We start from the raw sequence: 18,449 nt of genomic DNA, 5'->3' as shown, positions 1-18,449 counted from the left end.
CGTCCCGCCGGGGATCCGTTCTGCACCGGATCACCTCCCGCCGGGGATCCGTTCTGCACCGGATCCCGTCCCGCCGGGGAGCCGTTCTGTTCCGGAGCCGTCCGGTGGGGCGTTCGTCCCGCCTCAGCCGTCCGGTGCGGCGTCCCGGAGGGCACGGGCGAGTGCGAGGGCCCGCGCCCGCTCGTCCTCGAACGCGCCGGCGAGCACCACTCGGGGCGGGCGGCCGCCGTCGGCCCCGATCCGCCGGGCGATGTCGCAGGCGAGGGCACCCGCGCCGGAGAACCCTGCGAGCAGCAGGGGCAGGCCGGCCGCGCGGGCGGCCAGGGCGGGCCCGGCGTCCTCGGCGCCGGCGCCGGCGGTGAGGACCAGCAGTTCCTGCGGGCCCGCGTAGGTGTGGGGCAGCAGGTCGTAGCAGGTCGTGGCCGCGCCCGGCGGCGGGACCAGGCAGATCGTGCCCGCCTGTTCCTGCCCCGCGGCGCGCAGGGTGACCAGCACGGTGTCGCGGCCGGCTGCGACAGCGTCGGCCATGCGGGGTACGGCCCTGCCCTGCAAAAGCTTCAGCACCTGCGCGACGGTGGTGGACTCAGCGGCCCACAAGGGGAGTTCACGCAGCAGCAGGGCACTTTGCACCAGCAGTTCGGCAGCGGCCTCCTCGTCGAGCACGTCACGGTCGTGCACCCCGGTGAGGACCAGGCCGCCGGCGTTGTCGTGGTGGGCGAGCAGTCCGATGGGCAGCACCGAGCGGGCGGGGACGGTGCCCGAGAACTCGGCCCGTATCCCCTGTGCGGCGAGTTCGTCCTCCAGGCCTTCCACCGGATGCGGCGGGTCCTCGAAGACGAGGACGGTGCCGGCGGGGTCGGTGCCCGGACCGTGCCGGTCCCGGGAACGGATCCGGTCGGCGGGGACCCATTCGTAGGCGGCCATGTCCAGGGCGTGGTCGCGCAGGCGCCGCATCAGGTCCGTCAGCGTGCCCGCCGGGTCCACCTCGACGGTTACGGGCAGCGCGTTGCGCAGCGGTCCCGGCATCCGGGCCACGCCGTCGAGCGGTATCGCGCGTCCGGCAACGCTCACCGCGAAGCAGACCGGGGCCGGGCCGGCGGCGTCGGAGGCGCGGTGGATGAGTATCGCCCAGACGGCCTGCAGTGCGCTGCTCTCCGCGATGCCCCACAGGCCGGCCCAGCGCGCGAGGCGGATGGTTTCTGCAGGGTCCAGGCGCAGCCGGGCGCGGCCGACCCCGGTCAGCCGCGTGGCTCCCCCGGCGGGGCGGCCCGGTCGCGACGCCGCGGTGTCGGGCGGGGCGGAGCGCGCCCAGAACACCCGTACGGGCTCGAGGTCCTGGGCCGCGATCCAGGCGGTGTAGTCGCGCAGGTCGGGGCGGCGCTCGCCACCGGGCAGGGTGCCGCCGGCGAGGTAGGCCCGGTAGAACTCGCGCAGCAGGATGTGCGCGCTCCAGGTGTCGAGGAGCGCCCGGTGGTAGGTGAGGACGATCCGGGTGGGCGGGGCGGTGTCGTCGGGTGCGGTGTGCTCCGTCTCCAGCAGGGTCAGGCGCAGTGCTCCGGGGCAGCGCAGGTCGAAGCCGCGCAGCCGGTCGCGCTCCAGGAGCGGCTGCCAGTCGTCGCCGCGATGGATGCGGCGGGTGATGTCGGCAGTGACCCGGCTGTGCACCATGAGCTGCGGTTCGGGGCCGCCGGTGAACGCGGTGCGCAGCACCGCTTCGCAGTCGAAGACGGACTGCCAGGCCGCGGTGAAGCGTTCCGGGTCGAGCGGGCCGTGCCAGACCCAGACGAGCTGCTCGACATGGCGGCCGGTGCCGGGCCGTGCGTCGCCGCCGGTGAACAGCGCCGCCTGCTGGGGGGTGGCCTTGAAGAGGGACGGGATGGGGGCGGTGGAGGCGTCGGCCAGCTGTGTCAGCAGGTCCCGCAGCAGGTCCGCGAGGGCGGCCACGGAGGTGTCGGTGATGCCTTCGGTGAGGTCGTGGGTCCGCTCGAGGCCGATGTGCAGCCTGCCGCCGGCGATCTGGGCGTGCGCCTCGAGGGGGTGTGCGGGCCGGCCCGGCCGGTGCGGTGCGCTGCCGCGCACGGGGTGCACGGAGGCGGGCAGCAGCTCGCCCGGAGCGTGCAGGTGCAGACAGACCTGGGCGGGTGCCAGTTCGCGCAGGGCATCGCGCAGCAGCGGGTCGGGGCTCCACTCCCGGCAGGCCCCGAAACCCGCGCCGCCCGTGGCGTGGCCTGCGGCGGCGGCCAGGGGGCCGGCCAGCGCGGCCAGTTGGCCGAGGGGGTCGAGGCCGGGTTCCAGGGTGAGGTGGACCGGGTGCAGGTCGGTGAGCCGGCCCACGTGACGCCGTAGGCCCTGGTGGCCGGGCCTGGGGTCGCTGCGGACGTCGAGGCTGATGTCGTCGACGCCCTGCCAGCGGGCGAGGGCCAGGGCGAACACGCCGGTCAGGAGCTGCCCGGCGGTCAGCGCGAGCCGCTGGGCCAGGCCCTGGGTGATCCGCTCGGTGACGTCCTCGTCCAGGGGGAAGCTCAGAGCACAGCCCTGGGCGGGGCCCTGGGCGAAGTCCTGGGCGACGCCTTGGCCGGGGTCCTGGGCGGGGCCGGTGTGCAGGGTCTTGCCGGGTGCGGTGTCTTGCGTGTCGGCGGAGACGATGCCGGCGCTGCCGCCGGGCCGGGTCACCCGTGCGGACCGGCGGGAGCTGAGCGCCCGGGACCTGCGCCCTGCGACGGAGGTCCAGTGGCGGACCTCGGCGGGGTCGCGGGCCAGCTCCCGCAGTCCGGTGACCCAGTCGGCCAGGCCGTCCGGGGCATACGGCGCTCGCGCCGGAACTGCGGGCGCGGCCGCGCCGAGGGCGGCCGTCAGGTCGTCGAGCAGGATCTTCCAGGACGCGGCGTCCACGGCGAGTTCATGGACGACCACGGCGAGCCGGTCGGCGCGCGGTCCTGCCGGACGGCGGTCTCGGGCGAGCAGGGCCCGCAACTGGACGCCCAGGTACGCGTCGAGAGTGCGGCCGACCGAGGCAACCGCTGCGGCGAAGCCGGCCTCGTCACTGAACTCCCCCTCCACCAGCAGCTCCTGGCCGCCTCCCGCCGCGGCCCCAGCCGCAGTCCCGGCCCCGGCCTCGGCGCCGGCCCCGGCCGCAGTCCCGGCCCCGACCTCGGCGCCGGCCCCGGCCGCAGTCCCGGCCCCGAGCTCGGCTCCGGTCCTGTCCGCAGTCCCGGCCCCGGGGCCGTATCCGTCCGCGGCTTCGGACCGGGGCACGGCGCCGGCCCCGGTCTTGCCGGCAGCCCCGCCGGCGGTCATGGCCTGCCCGGCCGGCCGGCCGGCCGCAGGGTCGAGGCGGGAGCGCAGCTGGGGGTGGGCGGTCAGGACCGCGTGCAGCGCCTCGCGCACCGCGGCCGCGTCCAGCGGAGCGGCCGCTTCGATGAACACCGCCTCGTAGCCGTGTCCGGCGGCGGGTGTGAGGAGCGCGTACTGGGCGGGGGCGAGCGGGCGGTCGGCCGGGCGCGGCTCGGTGAGCAGGTCGGCGATGCGGCCCACCGCGGTCGCGGCGGCCGCCCCTCGCGGCGCTGTGAACCGGAGCGTGTGATGGTCGGGGCCGTGCCGCAGCAGCCGGTGGCGGGGCACGGTCCCGGCCGGCTCACCGGCGGTGAGTTCGCCCAGGACGTGTTCGAGGGCGGCGGGGTCGAGGGGCCCGCGCAGCTGGAGGTCCCAGGGGGCCGTGGACGGGGCGGGCCCGGGGGCGACGACCACGAAGATCGCCTCGCGCGAGGAGCGGGAAACAGTCATGCGTGTCCGGGGGGTGCGGTCCGCTGGGGCCGGCGCGTTCCCCTCTCTCCTTTCTGTGGGCGCTGCACGGGCTGCGAGGTGGCGCTCGCCCGGCCCCCGGGTGAGGGCCGGATGCCGTGCCTGTGGTGCGGCTTGCCGGATGCCGGCCCTAGAGCGTGGCGGACGGTGCGTGCCCGGCGGGATGCGGGCAGCGGGCGGGGACGCGCAGCGGGCGCGGTGCGGGGTGTGCCGGGGCTGTGGCGTACGGGTGTGCCGGGGCTGTGGCGTACGGGCTGTGCTGCATGGCGCCTCCTGGTCCGCGACAATCCACAACGGGCGGGTTGGCCACGCTAGTTGCGGTTGGCACCCGAAGTCCGTTTTCCCGAGCGGGTGTACAGCGGTGTCCGAGCGGCGCCCGAGCCCGCCCGGGTGTCCGAGCCCGCCCGGGTGTGCGAGGGGTGCCCGGGTGTGCGAGGGGTGCCCGAGCCCGCCCCGGGTGTCCGCGTGGGCGCGAGGGGGCGGCAGCCGCTGTCCGGCGCGCGACGGCCCGGCGGGCGGGGGCGGTGCCGTGTCCGTGGATGCGGTGCCGGTGTCACAGCATGCGCACGGCGCTTTCCGCGTGCCGCTTGGCATGGGCGAGCAGGGCCCGGCTGTCCCGGCCGAGTTCCTCGCGCACATGCCGGCGCGCCTGTCCCAGGCCCGCGTGCTCGCCGAGCACGGCGGTGATGTTCTCCTCGCGCAGCACGACGCTGTGCTGGGCGATGACGCTGACCCCGGACTCGTCCGGGACGACGGACCATTCGCCGGTGTGCGCCTCCAGCAGCGGGTGGGGGGTGGTCTGCTTGTGGACGATGCGGCCCGCGTGCGGGAAGCAGATCCGCACCGAGTCCGTGGTGTACGAGCCGTACTCGGTCAGCGTCTGCGTGGTCAGGCGCTGCACTCCCGGCGCGTCCTCGGTGAGGTCGGCCCGGGCGACGTGCGGCACCGGGCCGGGCCAGTCCCCGGCCCGGTACAGGAAGTCGTAGACCAGTTCGGCCGGGCCGTTGACGCGCACCGCGTCCTCGAAGGACAGGACCAGGTCGTCCAGGCGCGTCCACCGCTCGGCGACGCTCTTGAGCTCGGCGAGCTGAGTACGGCTGCTCCCGTCGGCGGCCCGTCCCGTCCACGCCCCGACCTCGGGCAGGTCGCCGGTGACGCTGACGTCGTACTGCAGCTCGAGCTCGGTGCGGTGCGGGCCTCGGGAACGGGCGTGCAGGATGCCGCTCATCGGGCTGTCCGCTGCCGCGGACAGCTCCTGCCGGAACTCGATGCGGCGCTCCACCGGGTCCAGGTGCCGCCACGAGGTCCACGACTTCAGCTGCCCGTCCAGGAGGGACCACATCCGCAGCCGCTCCCGCTCGCCGTCGCTCTCCAGGCGCTCCACATGGATGCTCGGGGAGAAATAGAGCGGCAGCTTGGCCGCATCGGCCAGCACGGCGTAGACCACACCGGCGGGCGCGGCCACGTGCACCGTGTGCGTCGCCCTGTCGACACGCTCACCAGACATCCGAACACCTCTCCTCACATTGCGCCGACGGGGACGGGACGGAACACGTACAGATTTCAGAGAACCGGACGAGGACCACTGGATCATGAGCGGACCGCGGGCCGGACGAAACGCCGCCGCCGTCGCGGCCGGCCGGCGTGCGGCACGCCGGGGGCTGCGGCGGTGTGCGGCACGCCGGGGGCTGCGGCGGCGTGCGGGCACCGCGTCCCGCACCGGGCGGGCTGGCGGGCGGGTGACGCGGATCAGCCGACGGGCGCGGGCTGCTGGGCCAGGCGGCGGGTGACCCGGCAGGCGCGGCCCAGGAGCCGGGGCAGTTCGCGGCTGCCGCGTGCGAAGAAGTGGCGGCCGGGGACGATGCGGGTCCGGGCGGGCCCCACGGTCCACCGGCGCCAGCTGTCGGCGACCGTGGGCGGCGCCAGCGGGTTGTCCTGTGAGGCGACGACGAGGAGCGCGGTGGTCAGCGGGCCGGCGCAGGAGGGCCTGCGGGCCGCCTCGTCCAGGGCCCGGGCGAGCTCGAGTTCGGCGCGCAGCACCGGCAGCATGGCGCGCAGGAGGATTCCTTCGTCGCTGCTGGGCGGCACGGCGCCCTCGCCGCCGAGCACATGCAGCAGTTCGGCGTCCGTGGCCCCGCGCACGTCGGGCAGCCCGGCGTACACCGGCGGCGGCGAGTGGGCGCCGACGGCGAGGAGCGCGGGGCCGGGCAGGCCTGCCTCGTGCAGGGCGCGTGTGACGCTCAGGGCGACCATCGCGCCCAGGCCGTGCCCGTACAGGACGTACGGGCCGGGGTGCGGGTCGGTGAACCGGGGCAGCACATCGGCGAGCAGCGCCTCATGGGTGTTCACCCGGGGTTCGGACCGCCGCCTGCTGCCGCCCGGCAGGGAGACCGGGACCACCTCCACGCCGGGTCCGGCGCTCGCCGGCCAGTGCTCGAAGAGCGACTCGCCCCCGAGGGAATGCGCGAAACAGTGGAGCCGCACTGGCTGTTCGTCCGACATGGCACCCTCCTGTACCTGCACCCCTGGTCGCACGGGGTGGGATCCAAGAGTGGCGGCACCGCCTCAAGTGCCGCTCGAGAGCGGGCTGAGACCGACCGGAGGCGAGCGGGTGGCAGCAGGCGGGTGCGCCGCCTCTTTGCCTCGGGGCGCCTTGAGGACCGGTCGATTCCGGCTGGAGCGGCCGTGGGCCGCGGGACGGGCCGGCCGCCGCGCACGGCAACTGCGCCTGGCGTGCCAGGTGTTCGGGCGTGCGGTGGTGGCGGTGCCGGGCGGTGTGGCCGCGGCGGCCGCGGCGACGCAGGTCACCGTGGTCCCGGCTTCATGGGCGGGCCCGGAGTGGGTAGTCTCAGACCCGGACACATAAGTTACCGCTTAGTAGATTCGCTCTCGCAGGTTCGAGGAGCCCGCCATGCAACTCGCCGCGATCATCGTTTCGCTGGCATTCGTCACCGTCGGCACCGCGCTGTTCGTCCGTGCCGTCGGCGAGTTATTCCGGTACGTCAGGCTGGGCCAGCCGGTGCCCGCCGGCAGCCGGACCGCCAACCCCTACCGGCGCAGCGTGACGGTGGTGAAGGAGTTCCTGGGCCACACGCGGATGAACCGGTGGGGCGTCATCGGTGTGGCGCACTGGTGCGTGGCCATGGGCTTCTACACCTTGCTCCTGACGCTGGCCAACGCCGCCGGCCAGCTGTTCCGGGCCCACTGGGTGCTTCCCGTCCTCGGACACTGGCTGCCCTACGAGCTGTTCGTCGAGGTGATCGGCACACTGACGGCGGCCGGCATCGCCGTGCTCATCGTGATCCGGCAGCTGAACCTGCCCTCCCGCGCGGGGCGCAAGTCCCGCTTCGCCGGCTCCAAGTCCGGCCAGGCCTACTTCGTCGAGTCCGTCATCCTCACCATCGGCCTCGCGATCATGACGCTGCGCGGTCTGGAGGGCGCCCTCGCGGGCGTCGAGCACTGGGAACCTGCGTACCTGGTCTCCTATGCGCTGGTCGCCGCCTTCAGGGGGCTGGACGCCGCCACGCTGGAGAACCTGGTCCACCTGGTCGCGATGATCAAGATCAGTGTCTCGTTCCTCTGGATGATCGTGGTCTCGCTGAACACCAACATGGGTGTGGCCTGGCACCGTTTCCTGGCGTTCCCGAACATCTGGTTCAAGCGCAACGCCGACGGCGCCACCGCGCTGGGCGGCCTGCTGCCGATGACGTCGGGCGGCAAGCCGATCGACTTCGCCGACCCCGGCGACGACGACGTCTTCGGCGTCTCCCAGGTCGAGCAGTTCTCCTGGAAGGGCCTGCTCGACTTCTCCACCTGCACCGAGTGCGGCCGCTGCCAGTCCCAGTGCCCCGCCTGGAACACCGGCAAGCCGCTCTCCCCCAAACTCCTGATCATGTCGCTGCGCGACCACGCGCACGCCAAGGCCCCCTACCTCCTGGCCGGCGGCGGCAAGACCACGGAAGGCGAGGAGAAGGCCTCCGCCGAGCAGCTGGCCGGGGTGCCGGCCGCCGCGCTCGCCGAGGCCGAACGCCCGCTGATCGGCACCGCCGAAGAAGGCGGTGTCATCGACCCGGACGTGCTGTGGTCGTGCACCACCTGCGGCGCCTGCGTCGAGCAGTGCCCCGTCGACATCGAGCACGTCGACCACATCGTCGACATGCGCCGCTACCAGGTGATGATCGAGTCCGCGTTCCCGTCCGAGGCGGGCACCATGCTCAAGAACCTGGAGAAGAAGGGCAACCCCTGGGGCCTGGCGAAGAAGCAGCGCCTGGAATGGCTCAAGGAAGTCGACTTCGAGATCCCCGTCGTCGGCCGCGACATCGAGGACCTCACCGAGGTCGAGTACCTGTACTGGGTCGGCTGCGCCGGCGCCCTGGAGGACCGCGCGAAGAAGACCACCAAGGCCTTCGCCGAACTCCTGCACATCGCGGGCGTCAAGTTCGCGATCATGGGCGGCGACGAGAAGTGCACCGGCGACTCCGCCCGCCGCCTCGGCAACGAACCCCTCTTCCAGGAACTCGGCATGGAGAACGTCATGTCCCTCAACGCCGCGTTCGGCGAGGAGACGGACGACGACGGCAACGTCACCGAGGAGTCGAAGAAGCCGAAGTCGGCGAAGAAGATCGTCGCGACCTGCCCGCACTGCCTCAACACCCTCGGCAACGAATACCCGCAGCTCGGCGGCGACTACGAAGTCATCCACCACACCCAGCTGCTCCAGCACCTCATCGACGACGGCAAACTCATCCCCGTCACCCCGGTCGAGGGCCTCATCACCTACCACGACCCCTGCTACCTGGGCCGGCACAACAAGATCTACACGCCCCCGCGCGAGATCATCGCCAGCGTCCCCGGCCTGCGCAACGAGGAAATGCACCGCCACAAGGAACGCGGCTTCTGCTGCGGCGCCGGCGGCGCACGGATGTGGATGGAAGAGCGGATCGGCAAGCGCATCAACAACGAGCGCGTCGACGAAGCCCTCTCCCTCAACCCCGACATCGTCTCCACCGCCTGCCCCTTCTGCCTCGTCATGCTCACCGACTCCGTCAACGGCAAGAAGAACGAAGGCAAGGCCAAGGAGACCATCCAGGTCGTCGACGTCTCCCAACTCCTCCTGGAATCCGTCAAGACCCCGGCGGATCCGGCGGGTCCGCCCGAGAGCCAGGACGCGGCGCAACCCGAGCGCGTCAACTAGTACGCCCCGATCAGCGAGCTGTCCGGCACGGCGATCGCGGGGCAGGCCGTCACCGGACGCTGCGGCCAGGCAGCGGCAGCGGCAGCGGCAGCGGCAGCGGCAGCGGCAGCGGCAGCGGCAGCGGCTGAACGTCTCACGGGCGCGTCCGCGGCCAACTCCTGGCTGACGCGGGACGGGGCGGCCGGCCCGTCCCGCGTCAGCCAGGAGTGCCGGGCAATCTCAGCGGGCCGGCGCGCAGGGCCGGGATGCGGGGCCGGCGCGCAGGGCCGGGATGCGGGGCCGGGGTGCGGGGCCGCTCTGCACGGGAGGGCGCACCACGGGCCCGTGCGGAGCGAGCCGGCAGGGGCCGCATCTCCCCCTGTCCACGACGCCCGGCATCTCGTCCTGTTCGTCGACGGCCCGGCCCTCTGCCTCGTGGCTCCTCCCCGCCCTGGCAGGAAGTGCCGGCACCCCGCGGACCGGCTGACGAAGTCCGCGCCGGGCCCGTTCTTCTTCCCGGGGCCGCCGCCGCTCCTGCGCGACGGCACCCGGTTCGCATGCGGGGCCAGATCAGCGCCTCGGGTCCGGCCGGGCTTCGCCTCCGGGCCGGCCGGGCTCCCTTCGGGGCAGGCAGAGCCGGGGACGGGTGATTTCCCCGTACGCCACCGGGGGAATCACTCGCTGCCGGGCAGGAGAACACGGCGGCCGCCGGGCGGGAAACCCGCGGTGTCCGCACGGTGAACCCGCCGCCTTCCTGACCATCATGACGAACCGCCAGGAAGCCTGAAGAGACCGAAGAGACCGGACGTTTTGCGAGGTCTTCCCCGGTGCCGGTTCCGCCGTATCCGCGAGTCGCGTGAAGATTCATTTCCGTTCCCGCAGAGCGTGTTTGCAGAAAAGAATGCGGTATCGGCGGGAGGTGTCATCGCCCGCCCTGTCCGGAGAGACATCCGCCGAGATCTTCAGGGTTTTCTGCCGATTTCCGGCTCCTGCTCCACGAATACCGTTATTCAAAGGAGCGGCGGTGACGGGCACGTCGTCCGGCGGGCCGGGAGTTGATCCGGCGGGCGGGAATAGGCGGTGGGCCGCGAGACGGCGCGCGCCGCACCGGTGCGCGGCGAAGGACGGCGCCGGGCCGGTGGCCGGGCACGGCCGGCAGCGGCGGCGCGTCCCCGCGAGCCGGCCTCCGCGGCGCCGGCTCGGGGCCGGCCGCCTCGCGGCCAGAGGCGGCGCCAGGCGCCTTCGCCCTGGACGGCGCGGGCACCCGGCGGCGCGGCCGGCGGGCCGGAGCCGGCCGGAGGCAGCGCCTCGGGCCGGAGCCCGGCCGGAGGCAGCGCCGTCCCGGCGGCCGTGGCCGCCGCCGTACCGATGGCGCGCAGGCCGGCGGCGGTGGTCTTCCTCGCCTGCCGTTGCCCTTGTCCGCCCGCGCCGCGGGCCGGTGCTTGCCGTGTGCTGCCGGGCCGCCCGCGGGTGCGCGGGGCGGCCCGGCCGCGTGCGCACACGGGCGGCGCACTGCCCGGCTCACCGGCCGGCATGCTCAGTCACAGCACCGAGACGCCTTCGGGAACAGAGGTTCCGCACAGCTTCTGAGTACGACTCGAGCCCCCGCTCCGGCCGGTCTCAGGCGGCATAGAGATCGAAGGTCGAGGTGCGCCGCAGCCCGGAGGCGACATCCAGCTGCGGGTCGACGGCCAGCATGGCCTGGTGCAGCCGCTGCACCTGCGGCGAGGGCTCGACGCCCAGCTCCTCGATCAGACGGATGCGCAGCTTGCGGAAGACGGACAGGGCCGACGCCTGCCGCCCCGACCGGTACAGCGCCACCATGGCCTGCGAGTGCAGCCCTTCGTGCTGCGGGTAGCGTGCCGTCAGCTCGGCCAGCTCGGCGATGAGTTCGGAGTGCCGGCCGAGCCGCAGATCGGCGTCGATGCGCCGCTCGACGGTGCCGAGCCGGCTCTCCTCCAGGCGCATGACCTCGATCCCGAGGATCGGCCCGACCCGTACGTCGACCAGCGCGGGGCCGCGCCACAGGTCCAGGGCCCGGCGGAAACGGTCGGCCGATCTCTCGTCGTCGCCGGCCTCGAAAGCCGCCCGTCCTTCCGTGACCATGCTTTCGTACTCGTGCACGTCGACACTCTCGGGCGGTATCTGCAGCAGATAGCCGCCGTGCCGGGTGGCGAGCACTTCCTTGGCAGCGCCGGGGGCGTCGGGCCCCATCGCGGTGCCCAGGCGCCGGCGCAGCTGGAGGATGTAGGTCTGCAAAGTGGTGAGTGCGCTCTGCGGCGGCTCCGTTCCCCAGATTTCCTCCATGAGCATGGGGACCGGCATCACCCGTCCGGGATAGAGGGCGAGCAGAGAAAGAATCTGCCGCGGCTTACCGGCCGTCGGGACAATCGACCCCCCGTTGACCTCGGCACTCAACGGACCCAGAACCTGAATCTTCACTGCGTTCCTCCGTACCTCGTCGAATTCCTCTCATGGCTGAATTACATCGCCGTAAGCACACTAGCGGGAATCACGCCACGCCCGGCTTTCCTCGACCGGAGTTTGAGGGTGTTTCAACTGGATACCCCGGCCCGCAAATCGATCCGCCCCGGGAAGGGGGGAACGGCTGCCGAAGCGGCTCAAGAAGGGATGAACCACGGCTGGAGCGAAGCACGTCCGGCGTATCACAGAGGGCTCTTTCCGGTCACCGTTCAAGCGAATTCCGTTTGTGGAGAAACCCCGGAATGCGCGGTACCGTCCGGCGGGCGGGCCGCGTCCGTCCGGGCGGCGCTCTTCGCCGCGGCGGATCCGCGCACCGCGTGCGGCGTCCGGCGGGCGGCGGGCGGCGGGCGGCCCGCAGGACGGCGCACGCGGTGGGTGCGGCGGGCACGGCGGCCGTGCTGCGCACACCGTGCGCGGGGACCGGGTCCTGCGCGGCCGGGTGCGGGGAGGGGGCCGTTACGGGCGGGTGGGCGGGCGGGCTGCGGGAGACCGCGAAGCCACTGCCGCGCCGCCGGGGTGCGGCGCCGGGGTGCGGCGCGCAGGGCGGCGGAAGCCGCCGGCCGCCGGGTCACCGCACCGGGCACGCCCCCCGGGGTGTTCCGCCGTGCCGGCGCCGGCACGGCGGAACAGGACCTGCGGACCGCGCCGGCGCGCGCAGGCGGCCGGGACGGCCGCACGGCCGAAGGGGGGAAGCGGACCGGGGTGCGCATCGCCCGTCCGGAGCGCGCATCACCTGTGAGGGCGTCGCACCGGGTCAGCGGTCAGGGCCAGGGCGCCGCTGCCGGGTCGTCGGGCGGACGGCGCTCCTCCTGGCCCGGGGCTGCCGGCCTCCGGGTCCTGGCCACGAACACTGTCCCCCGCGGCCGCCCGGCTCCCGGACCTGCCGCCGCCCGCCGCCGCTGCGAGCGGTTCGCCCGGCTCGGCGCGCGGGACAACGCCGGGGGCGGCGTGGGCAGTTCCCCGGCTGCCGCCCGGCTCCCGGACCTGCCGCCGCCCGCCGCTGCTGCCGCTGCTGCTGCGAGCGGTTCGCCCGGCTCGGCGTGCGGGACAACGCCGGGGGCGGCGTGGGCAGTTCCCCGGGGTCTTTTCAAGCCGGCGCCTGCCGCTTCCCGGGGCGCCGGCGGGCCGGGCGTCACCCGGCCGCGCGGGAGTCCCGGGAAGCGGTGCGGTGGCTCAGCTGGTGGGGACCAGGCGCTCCTTGGCGGTGCCGGATGCCGCCGGCGCGGGCTCGGGGCTGGCCGTGAGGATGGAGCGCTGCATGCGCTGCAGCCCCGCGGACGGCTCCAGGCCGAGGTCGCGGACGAGCGTGGCGCGCAGCCGCTGGTAGACCTCCAGGGCCTCGCCGCGCCGTCCCGAGCGGTACAGGGCGAGCATGAACTGGCCGTGCAGGCTCTCGTGTGTGCGGTAGCGGTTGACCAGGACGGTGAGCTCGGCCAGCAGTTCGCGGTGGCGTCCCAGCCGCAGGTCGGCCTCGATGCGCTGGTCGAGCGCGCACAGCCGGTTCTCCTCCAGGCGCTTGATCTCCATGTCCAGCTGCTCGCCGGTCTGCACGTCCGCGAAGGCGGTGCCGGTCCACAGGGCGAGTGCCTCGCGCAGCTGCCGTGCGGCGCCGGGGAAGTCGCCGGCGTCCATGGCCCGGTACCCCATGCCCGAGAGGCGTTCGAAGGTGCGGACGTCGCTCGCGCCGCCGCCGCTCGCCAGCAGGTAGCCGCTGGGCATGGTGACCAGTACTTCCTTGGCGGTGCGCCGCGCGCCCGTGCCGCCGGTGCCCTGCGGCTCGCCGTGCCCGTCCCCGTCCAGGGCCAGGGAGATGAGTTCGCGCAGCTGCAGGACGTAGGTCTGCAGGGTGGTGCGGGCGCTGCGCGGCGGGGTGGTGCCCCAGAGCTCCTCGATCAGGTCGGAGACGGACACCACCCGGTCGGCGTGCAGCGCCAGCAGGGCCAGGACCTGGCGGGGCTTGGGGGCCGTCGGCGTGATGGAGACCCCGTTCTCCTGTACGGCCAATGCGCCGAGTATCTCGATGTCCACTCGATCTCCCCTGTTGTGTGCCCGAGTGCTCCGGTCATTGGGTGGCCGTCAACAGATGCCTGTGTGGCCGTCGACAGATGCCGGTCCGGCGCCCCGCCCAGGCTAAGAACAGCACGCGCGGTCTGTCAATATCAAACCGCGCACCCTGTATTTTCTCTCCCCGATCGCGGGCGTATACCGCACAGGATCGGGCGAAATCTCTCACCTGGGGCGGAATTCACGGGTCCGGGGCGCCTGTTCCGGGCCGCACCGGCGCCCCCCAGGGGGAGGAAAAGGGGGTCCGTGTTCCCACGCCGGGCCATTTGACAGACCGTACGGTCTGTTATCGGTCGGGGCTGACCTGCGCGGACCGCTCCCGCGGGGGCGGCTCGCGCGGGGGCGGCTCGCGCGGGGGGACGGCGCCCGGCCGCTGCGAGCCGGCGCACACCAGGGCGTCCAGGTCCCGGCAGTCGGCGAGCCGGGGCAGCAGCACCTCCCAGAAGCCGGTGATGGTCTGCCGCGACAGCCAGGAGGGGTCCTGGCCGCCGAGGACCTCGAAGCCCGCGGTGGCGGCGACGATGACGTGGGCGCCGTCCGCCCCGGAGACCCCTTGCGCCAGGGCGCCGCTGTGCTCGGCCCGGCGCAGTGTGTCCTCCACCCAGTGCTGCCACCGGGTGCGCGGGGAGGCCTGCGCGCGGGGTGTGAGGGCGCCGGCGAGTTCGAAGCCGCCGCGCACCACGCTGTCGTGGGCGAGGCTGCCCATCAGCTCGTGGGTGGCGTCCACCACCGACTGCAGGCAGGAGCCGCCCTGGCGGGCCTGGGCGGCCTCGGTGATGCGGCGGACGGCCTCGGCGGCCTCGGCCTCGACGGCTTCGGCGAGCAGGTGCTTGTTGGCGAAGTGGAAGTGCAGCGCGCCGTTGCTGACCCCGGCGCGCCGGCTGATGGTGCTCAGTGACGCGGTGACGAATCCCTCCTCGGCGAACACCGTGGCGGCGGCCCGGATCAGCGCATGCCGGGTGCGGGCCGCTCGCTCCTGTTTGACCATGTGCGCTCTCCTGGGGGACGGGAGGGCCGGCACCGCACCGGCACCGGCGGCTCCCGCGAACGTCGTGCTATTGCGGGGGGTTGCCGTGCTTGCGGGAGGGCAGGTCGGCGTGTTTGCTGCGCAGCATGGCCAGGGAACGGACGAGGACGCCGCGGGTCTCGGCGGGGTCGATGACGTCGTCGACCAGGCCGCGTTCGGCCGCGTAGTAGGGGTGCATGAGCTCGGACCTGTATTCCTTGACCATCTTCTGCCGCATGGCCTCGGGGTCCTCGGCCTCGGCGATCTGGCGGCGGAAGATGACGTTGGCGGCGCCTTCGGCGCCCATCACGGCGATCTCGTTCGTCGGCCAGGCCAGTGTCAGGTCGGCGCCGATGGACTGGGAGTCCATGACGATGTAGGCGCCGCCGTAGGCCTTGCGCAGGATCAGCGAGATCCGCGGCACGGTGGCGTTGCAGTAGGCGTAGAGCAGCTTCGCGCCGTGGCGGATGATGCCGCCGTGCTCCTGGTCGACGCCCGGCAGGAAGCCGGGGACGTCGAGCAGGGTGATGATCGGGATGTTGAAGGCGTCGCACATCTGGACGAAGCGTGCGGCTTTCTCCGACGCCTCGATGTCCAGGACACCGGCCAGGGCCTGGGGCTGGTTGGCGACGAGGGCGACGGCCCGGCCGTCCAGGCGGGCCAGGGCGCAGATGATGTTGGTCGCCCAGCGCTCGTGGACCTGGAGGTACTCGCCGTCGTCGACGATCTCCTCGATGACGCGGGCCATGTCGTAGGGCCGGTTGCCGTCGGCGGGGACCAGGTCGAGCAGGCCGTCCGCGCGCCGGCCGGCCGGGTCGGCGCAGGGTGCCGCGGGCGGGGCCTCCCGGTTGTTCTGCGGGAGCAGGGACAGCAGGTAGCGCACCTCGGCGAGGCAGGTCTCCTCGTCGTCGTAGGCGAAGTGGCACACGCCGGAGGTCTCGGCGTGCACGTCGGCGCCGCCGAGGCCGTTCTGGGTGATCTCCTCGCCGGTGACGGCTCTGACGACGTCGGGGCCGGTGATGAACATCTGTGAGGTCTCGCGGACCATGAAGACGAAGTCGGTCAGGGCGGGGCTGTAGGCCGCGCCGCCCGCGCAGGGGCCCAGGATGACGGAGATCTGCGGGATGACGCCGGAGGCGCGGGTGTTGCGCTGGAAGATGCCGCCGTAGCCGGCGAGGGCGGAGACGCCCTCCTGGATACGGGCGCCGGCGCCGTCGTTGAGCGAGACCAGCGGGGCTCCGGTGGCGATGGCCATGTCCATGATCTTGTGGATCTTCGCGGCGTGGGCCTCGCCCAGCGCGCCGCCGAAGATGCGGAAGTCGTGCGCGTACACGAAGACGGTACGGCCCTCCACCGTGCCCCAGCCGGTGATCACACCGTCCGTGTACGGCTTCTTCACCTCCAGCCCGAAACCGCTCGCCCGGTGCCGGCGCAGCTGCTCGACCTCCTGGAAGGAGCCGGGGTCCAGGAGCAGCCCGATCCGCTCGCGGGCGGTCAGCTTGCCCTTGGCGTGCTGCGCCGCCGTCGCCCGCTCCCCGGGCCCGGCCAGCGCCTGCTCACGGATGCTGTGCAGTTCCGCCACGCGCCCGCGTATATCGGTGGGCACCGGTTCGGCCGGTGCCGGGGCAGTCGTCATCGCCATGTCAGGTGCCTTCCTGGGGCAGGGCCGAGGAGGTCCCGCCCCGGGTCCGTCGAGCATCTTAACAAACCGCCTGAGCGGTTTCCATTGGTGGGGGGAATCCGGAGGGATCCCTTCCCCCCGGGGTCAGCGCCAGCTGCCGGGCGCCGTGTAGGCGTCCGGCCCGCGCCACCAGCGCATCCGGGCGGCCGGCGCCGGGCCGGCCGTCTGCCGCGCACCTGCCTGCAGAGCGAGCAGCACCGCGACCACGGCGGCCAGTTCCGCCTCGCCGGGCCGTCCTCGCTCCACCCTGATCAGGGCTTCTTCCGTCCCCATCCGAGCGGTCCCCCTTCCTCGGGCCTGCAGACACCGTCGGCCAGGCCGCTCAAGAACGGCTTTGAGATCGCTTGAGATACGGGACACCGGGTGCCCCGCGCACCCGGTCCGCGGCCGGGCCCGCGCGCCGCGGTGACCCCGCAGAACCCAGGAGTCACAGGTGGTCACCACGGCCGCCGGGTGATCATCCCTACATTTGGGAATACATCGCTCCATTTTTCACCGGACTGGAGTGCCGCGTTCCTTCTAGAAATTAAACCGGGTGGTATGTATCTTCGCTGTCCTGAGGGATCTGCCAACTCACATTCAAGTCAAGGCACTCAGGGGGACCCATGTCTGCGAGCACGTTCCGTATGAACGGCGCGATATCCGGCGCAGTACGCAACCACAGCGGCCCGACGCCCCTGGCAGGAACCGGCGCCCTCCTCTTCCGGTCCCTGACCACCACCGTCCCGAAGGAACTCGTCCACCGCGCGAGCGTCGCCGAGGTCATGCTGACCGACTGGGCGCGCGTGGACGACGAGCGCTTCACCGTCTCCGCCCAGTGGCCGCGCGGGCACAGCTTCTTCGCCGCCGTGGACGGCTGCCACGACCCGCTGATCGCGGCCGAGACGATCCGGCAGGCCGGATCGCTCCTGGCCCACGCGGAGTTCGGCGTCCCCCTCGACCACCACTTCCTCATGTGGGACCTCGCGATCGCCGTCGAACCGGCGCACCTGCGCGTCGGCGACGCGCCCGCCTCGGTCGAACTGGAGATCTCCTGCAGCGACATCAAGCGCCGCCGCGGCGAGCTGGCCGGCCTCCACTACGACGCGGTGATCCGCCGGGGCGGCCACATCGCGGCCACCGGATCGGCCACCTTCACCTGCACCTCCGCCAAGGTCTACGAACGCCTGCGCGGCGAGCGCGCCGCCAGCATGCACCGCCCGCTGCCGCTGACCGCCCCGGCCGCGCCCCAGAACGTCGGCCGCGTCTCCCCCATGGACGTCGTGCTGTCCCCCATCGGACAGCCCGACCGCTGGCAGCTGCGCGCCGACACCGCCCACCCCATCCTCTTCGACCACCCCGTCGACCACGTGCCCGGAATGGTGCTGCTGGAAGCCGCCCGCCAGGCCACCACGGCACTCCTGGGCCACAACACCCTCCCGCTCGGCATCACCGGCGAATTCACCAAGTACGCGGAACTGGACGCCCCCTGCCTCATCGAGGCCCGCCGCCTGACCCGCACCCCCGCACAACGCGGACCCGCCGTCCTCGTCACCGCCCACCAGCACGGAACACCCGTCTTCCGCTCCACCGTCACAGCAGCACCACTCACCATCTGAGCCCCCGGGCCCCACGACCCCGGCCCCACGACCCCGGCCGCGGGACCCCGGCCGCGGGACCCGCGGCGCAGGGCCCGGACCCCACGACGCGGGACCTCGCACCACCCGACACCGGCCGCAGGACACGGGGCCCGGCCGCAGGGCCCCGATCCCACGACGCGGGCCCCGGAGCGCAGGACACGGCCTCCAGGGCAGGGGCCTTCAGGGCACGGGCCGGCGGACGGCGCGGCGCGGCCCTGACGCCGCACCGGGACCTCCCCGCACAGAACCCGCCCGCACCGGAGCCTCCCCCCGCACAAGCCCCGCCCGCGCAGGCCTCCCCGCGCAGGCGCAGCGGCGGGGCCGTGCGGGCGGGCGGGGACCGGCGTCCCCGTGGTGGCCCGCACCCGGGCCGGCCGCGACGGCCCCCACCGCATCCGCGGCCATCCCCCCGCCCCCGCCCTGCCGGTGACCGCCCCGAAAAAGGGGCAGCCACGCCGCCTCATACCGTGACAGCGGCACCGCTCCCGGCACCGGCCGGCGCCCGGCCGCAGGGCGCCGGCCCTCGCGGCCCTGCCGGCGCGCCGGGGCCCCTCCCCCGCCCGCTGCGCGCCTCCTCCCCCTTACCGGCGCGCAGCGGGCACCGGGCAGCCCGCCCTGCGG

11 protein-coding genes are annotated in these 18,449 nt (G+C 73.7%); 2 read left to right on the top strand and 9 right to left on the bottom strand.

Annotated elements, in window-relative coordinates; all coding sequences use genetic code 11:
- Window positions 1-123 precede the first annotated feature (123 nt).
- From OG933_RS44105 to OG933_RS44090, 4 genes are all read right to left on the bottom strand, one after another.
- Window positions 124-3,783 (bottom strand): condensation domain-containing protein, encoded by a 3,660-nt coding sequence (locus OG933_RS44105; protein ID WP_405624824.1) that lies wholly within the window; start codon window positions 3,781-3,783, stop codon window positions 124-126.
- A 148-nt stretch (window positions 3,784-3,931) separates the two neighbouring features.
- Entirely contained in the window at window positions 3,932-4,066 is a 135-nt protein-coding gene (locus OG933_RS44100) for a hypothetical protein (RefSeq protein ID WP_362536527.1), read from the bottom strand.
- A gap of 288 nt (window positions 4,067-4,354) precedes the next feature.
- Window positions 4,355-5,308 (bottom strand): aromatase/cyclase, encoded by a 954-nt coding sequence (locus OG933_RS44095; protein ID WP_405624825.1) that lies wholly within the window; start codon window positions 5,306-5,308, stop codon window positions 4,355-4,357.
- Window positions 5,309-5,550: 242 nt separating this feature from the next.
- On the bottom strand, window positions 5,551-6,303 hold the full coding sequence (locus OG933_RS44090) for a thioesterase domain-containing protein (RefSeq protein ID WP_362536531.1): 753 nt from the start codon (window positions 6,301-6,303) through the stop codon (window positions 5,551-5,553).
- A 409-nt stretch (window positions 6,304-6,712) separates the two neighbouring features.
- Here OG933_RS44090 and OG933_RS44085 point away from each other — a divergent pair, with 409 nt between their 5' ends.
- A complete protein-coding gene (locus OG933_RS44085; protein ID WP_405624826.1) occupies window positions 6,713-8,995 on the top strand; it encodes a (Fe-S)-binding protein in 2,283 nt (760 codons plus the stop codon).
- A 1,599-nt stretch (window positions 8,996-10,594) separates the two neighbouring features.
- On the opposite strand, the gene OG933_RS44080 is transcribed toward OG933_RS44085, so the two are convergent.
- The 5 genes from OG933_RS44080 to OG933_RS44060 form a co-directional block, all read right to left on the bottom strand.
- Window positions 10,595-11,416, bottom strand: a complete 822-nt coding sequence (locus OG933_RS44080) for an AfsR/SARP family transcriptional regulator (RefSeq protein ID WP_362277959.1) — start codon at window positions 11,414-11,416, stop codon at window positions 10,595-10,597.
- Between the two features lie 1,215 nt (window positions 11,417-12,631).
- A complete protein-coding gene (locus tag OG933_RS44075; protein ID WP_405624828.1) occupies window positions 12,632-13,486 on the bottom strand; it encodes a BTAD domain-containing putative transcriptional regulator in 855 nt (284 codons plus the stop codon).
- A 322-nt stretch (window positions 13,487-13,808) separates the two neighbouring features.
- The gene (locus OG933_RS44070; protein ID WP_405624829.1) at window positions 13,809-14,510 is read right to left on the bottom strand and encodes a ScbR family autoregulator-binding transcription factor; all 702 of its coding nucleotides are present in this window, start codon (window positions 14,508-14,510) and stop codon (window positions 13,809-13,811) included.
- A 67-nt stretch (window positions 14,511-14,577) separates the two neighbouring features.
- Window positions 14,578-16,164, bottom strand: coding sequence for an acyl-CoA carboxylase subunit beta (locus tag OG933_RS44065; RefSeq protein WP_405633179.1), 1,587 nt, complete (start codon window positions 16,162-16,164; stop codon window positions 14,578-14,580).
- Between the two features lie 129 nt (window positions 16,165-16,293).
- Window positions 16,294-16,482, bottom strand: coding sequence for an acyl-CoA carboxylase epsilon subunit (locus tag OG933_RS44060; protein ID WP_362536487.1), 189 nt, complete (start codon window positions 16,480-16,482; stop codon window positions 16,294-16,296).
- A 332-nt stretch (window positions 16,483-16,814) separates the two neighbouring features.
- Here OG933_RS44060 and OG933_RS44055 point away from each other — a divergent pair, with 332 nt between their 5' ends.
- Window positions 16,815-17,807, top strand: a complete 993-nt coding sequence (locus tag OG933_RS44055; protein WP_405624830.1) for a ScbA/BarX family gamma-butyrolactone biosynthesis protein — start codon at window positions 16,815-16,817, stop codon at window positions 17,805-17,807.
- Window positions 17,808-18,449: the final 642 nt, after the last annotated feature.

The organism is Streptomyces sp. NBC_00016, assembly GCF_045040885.1.
GTDB classification, from domain to species: domain Bacteria; phylum Actinomycetota; class Actinomycetes; order Streptomycetales; family Streptomycetaceae; genus Streptomyces; species Streptomyces coriariae.
Note: the sequence above shows the minus strand (reverse complement) of the source record. Positions and strands in the feature narration are given on the sequence as shown.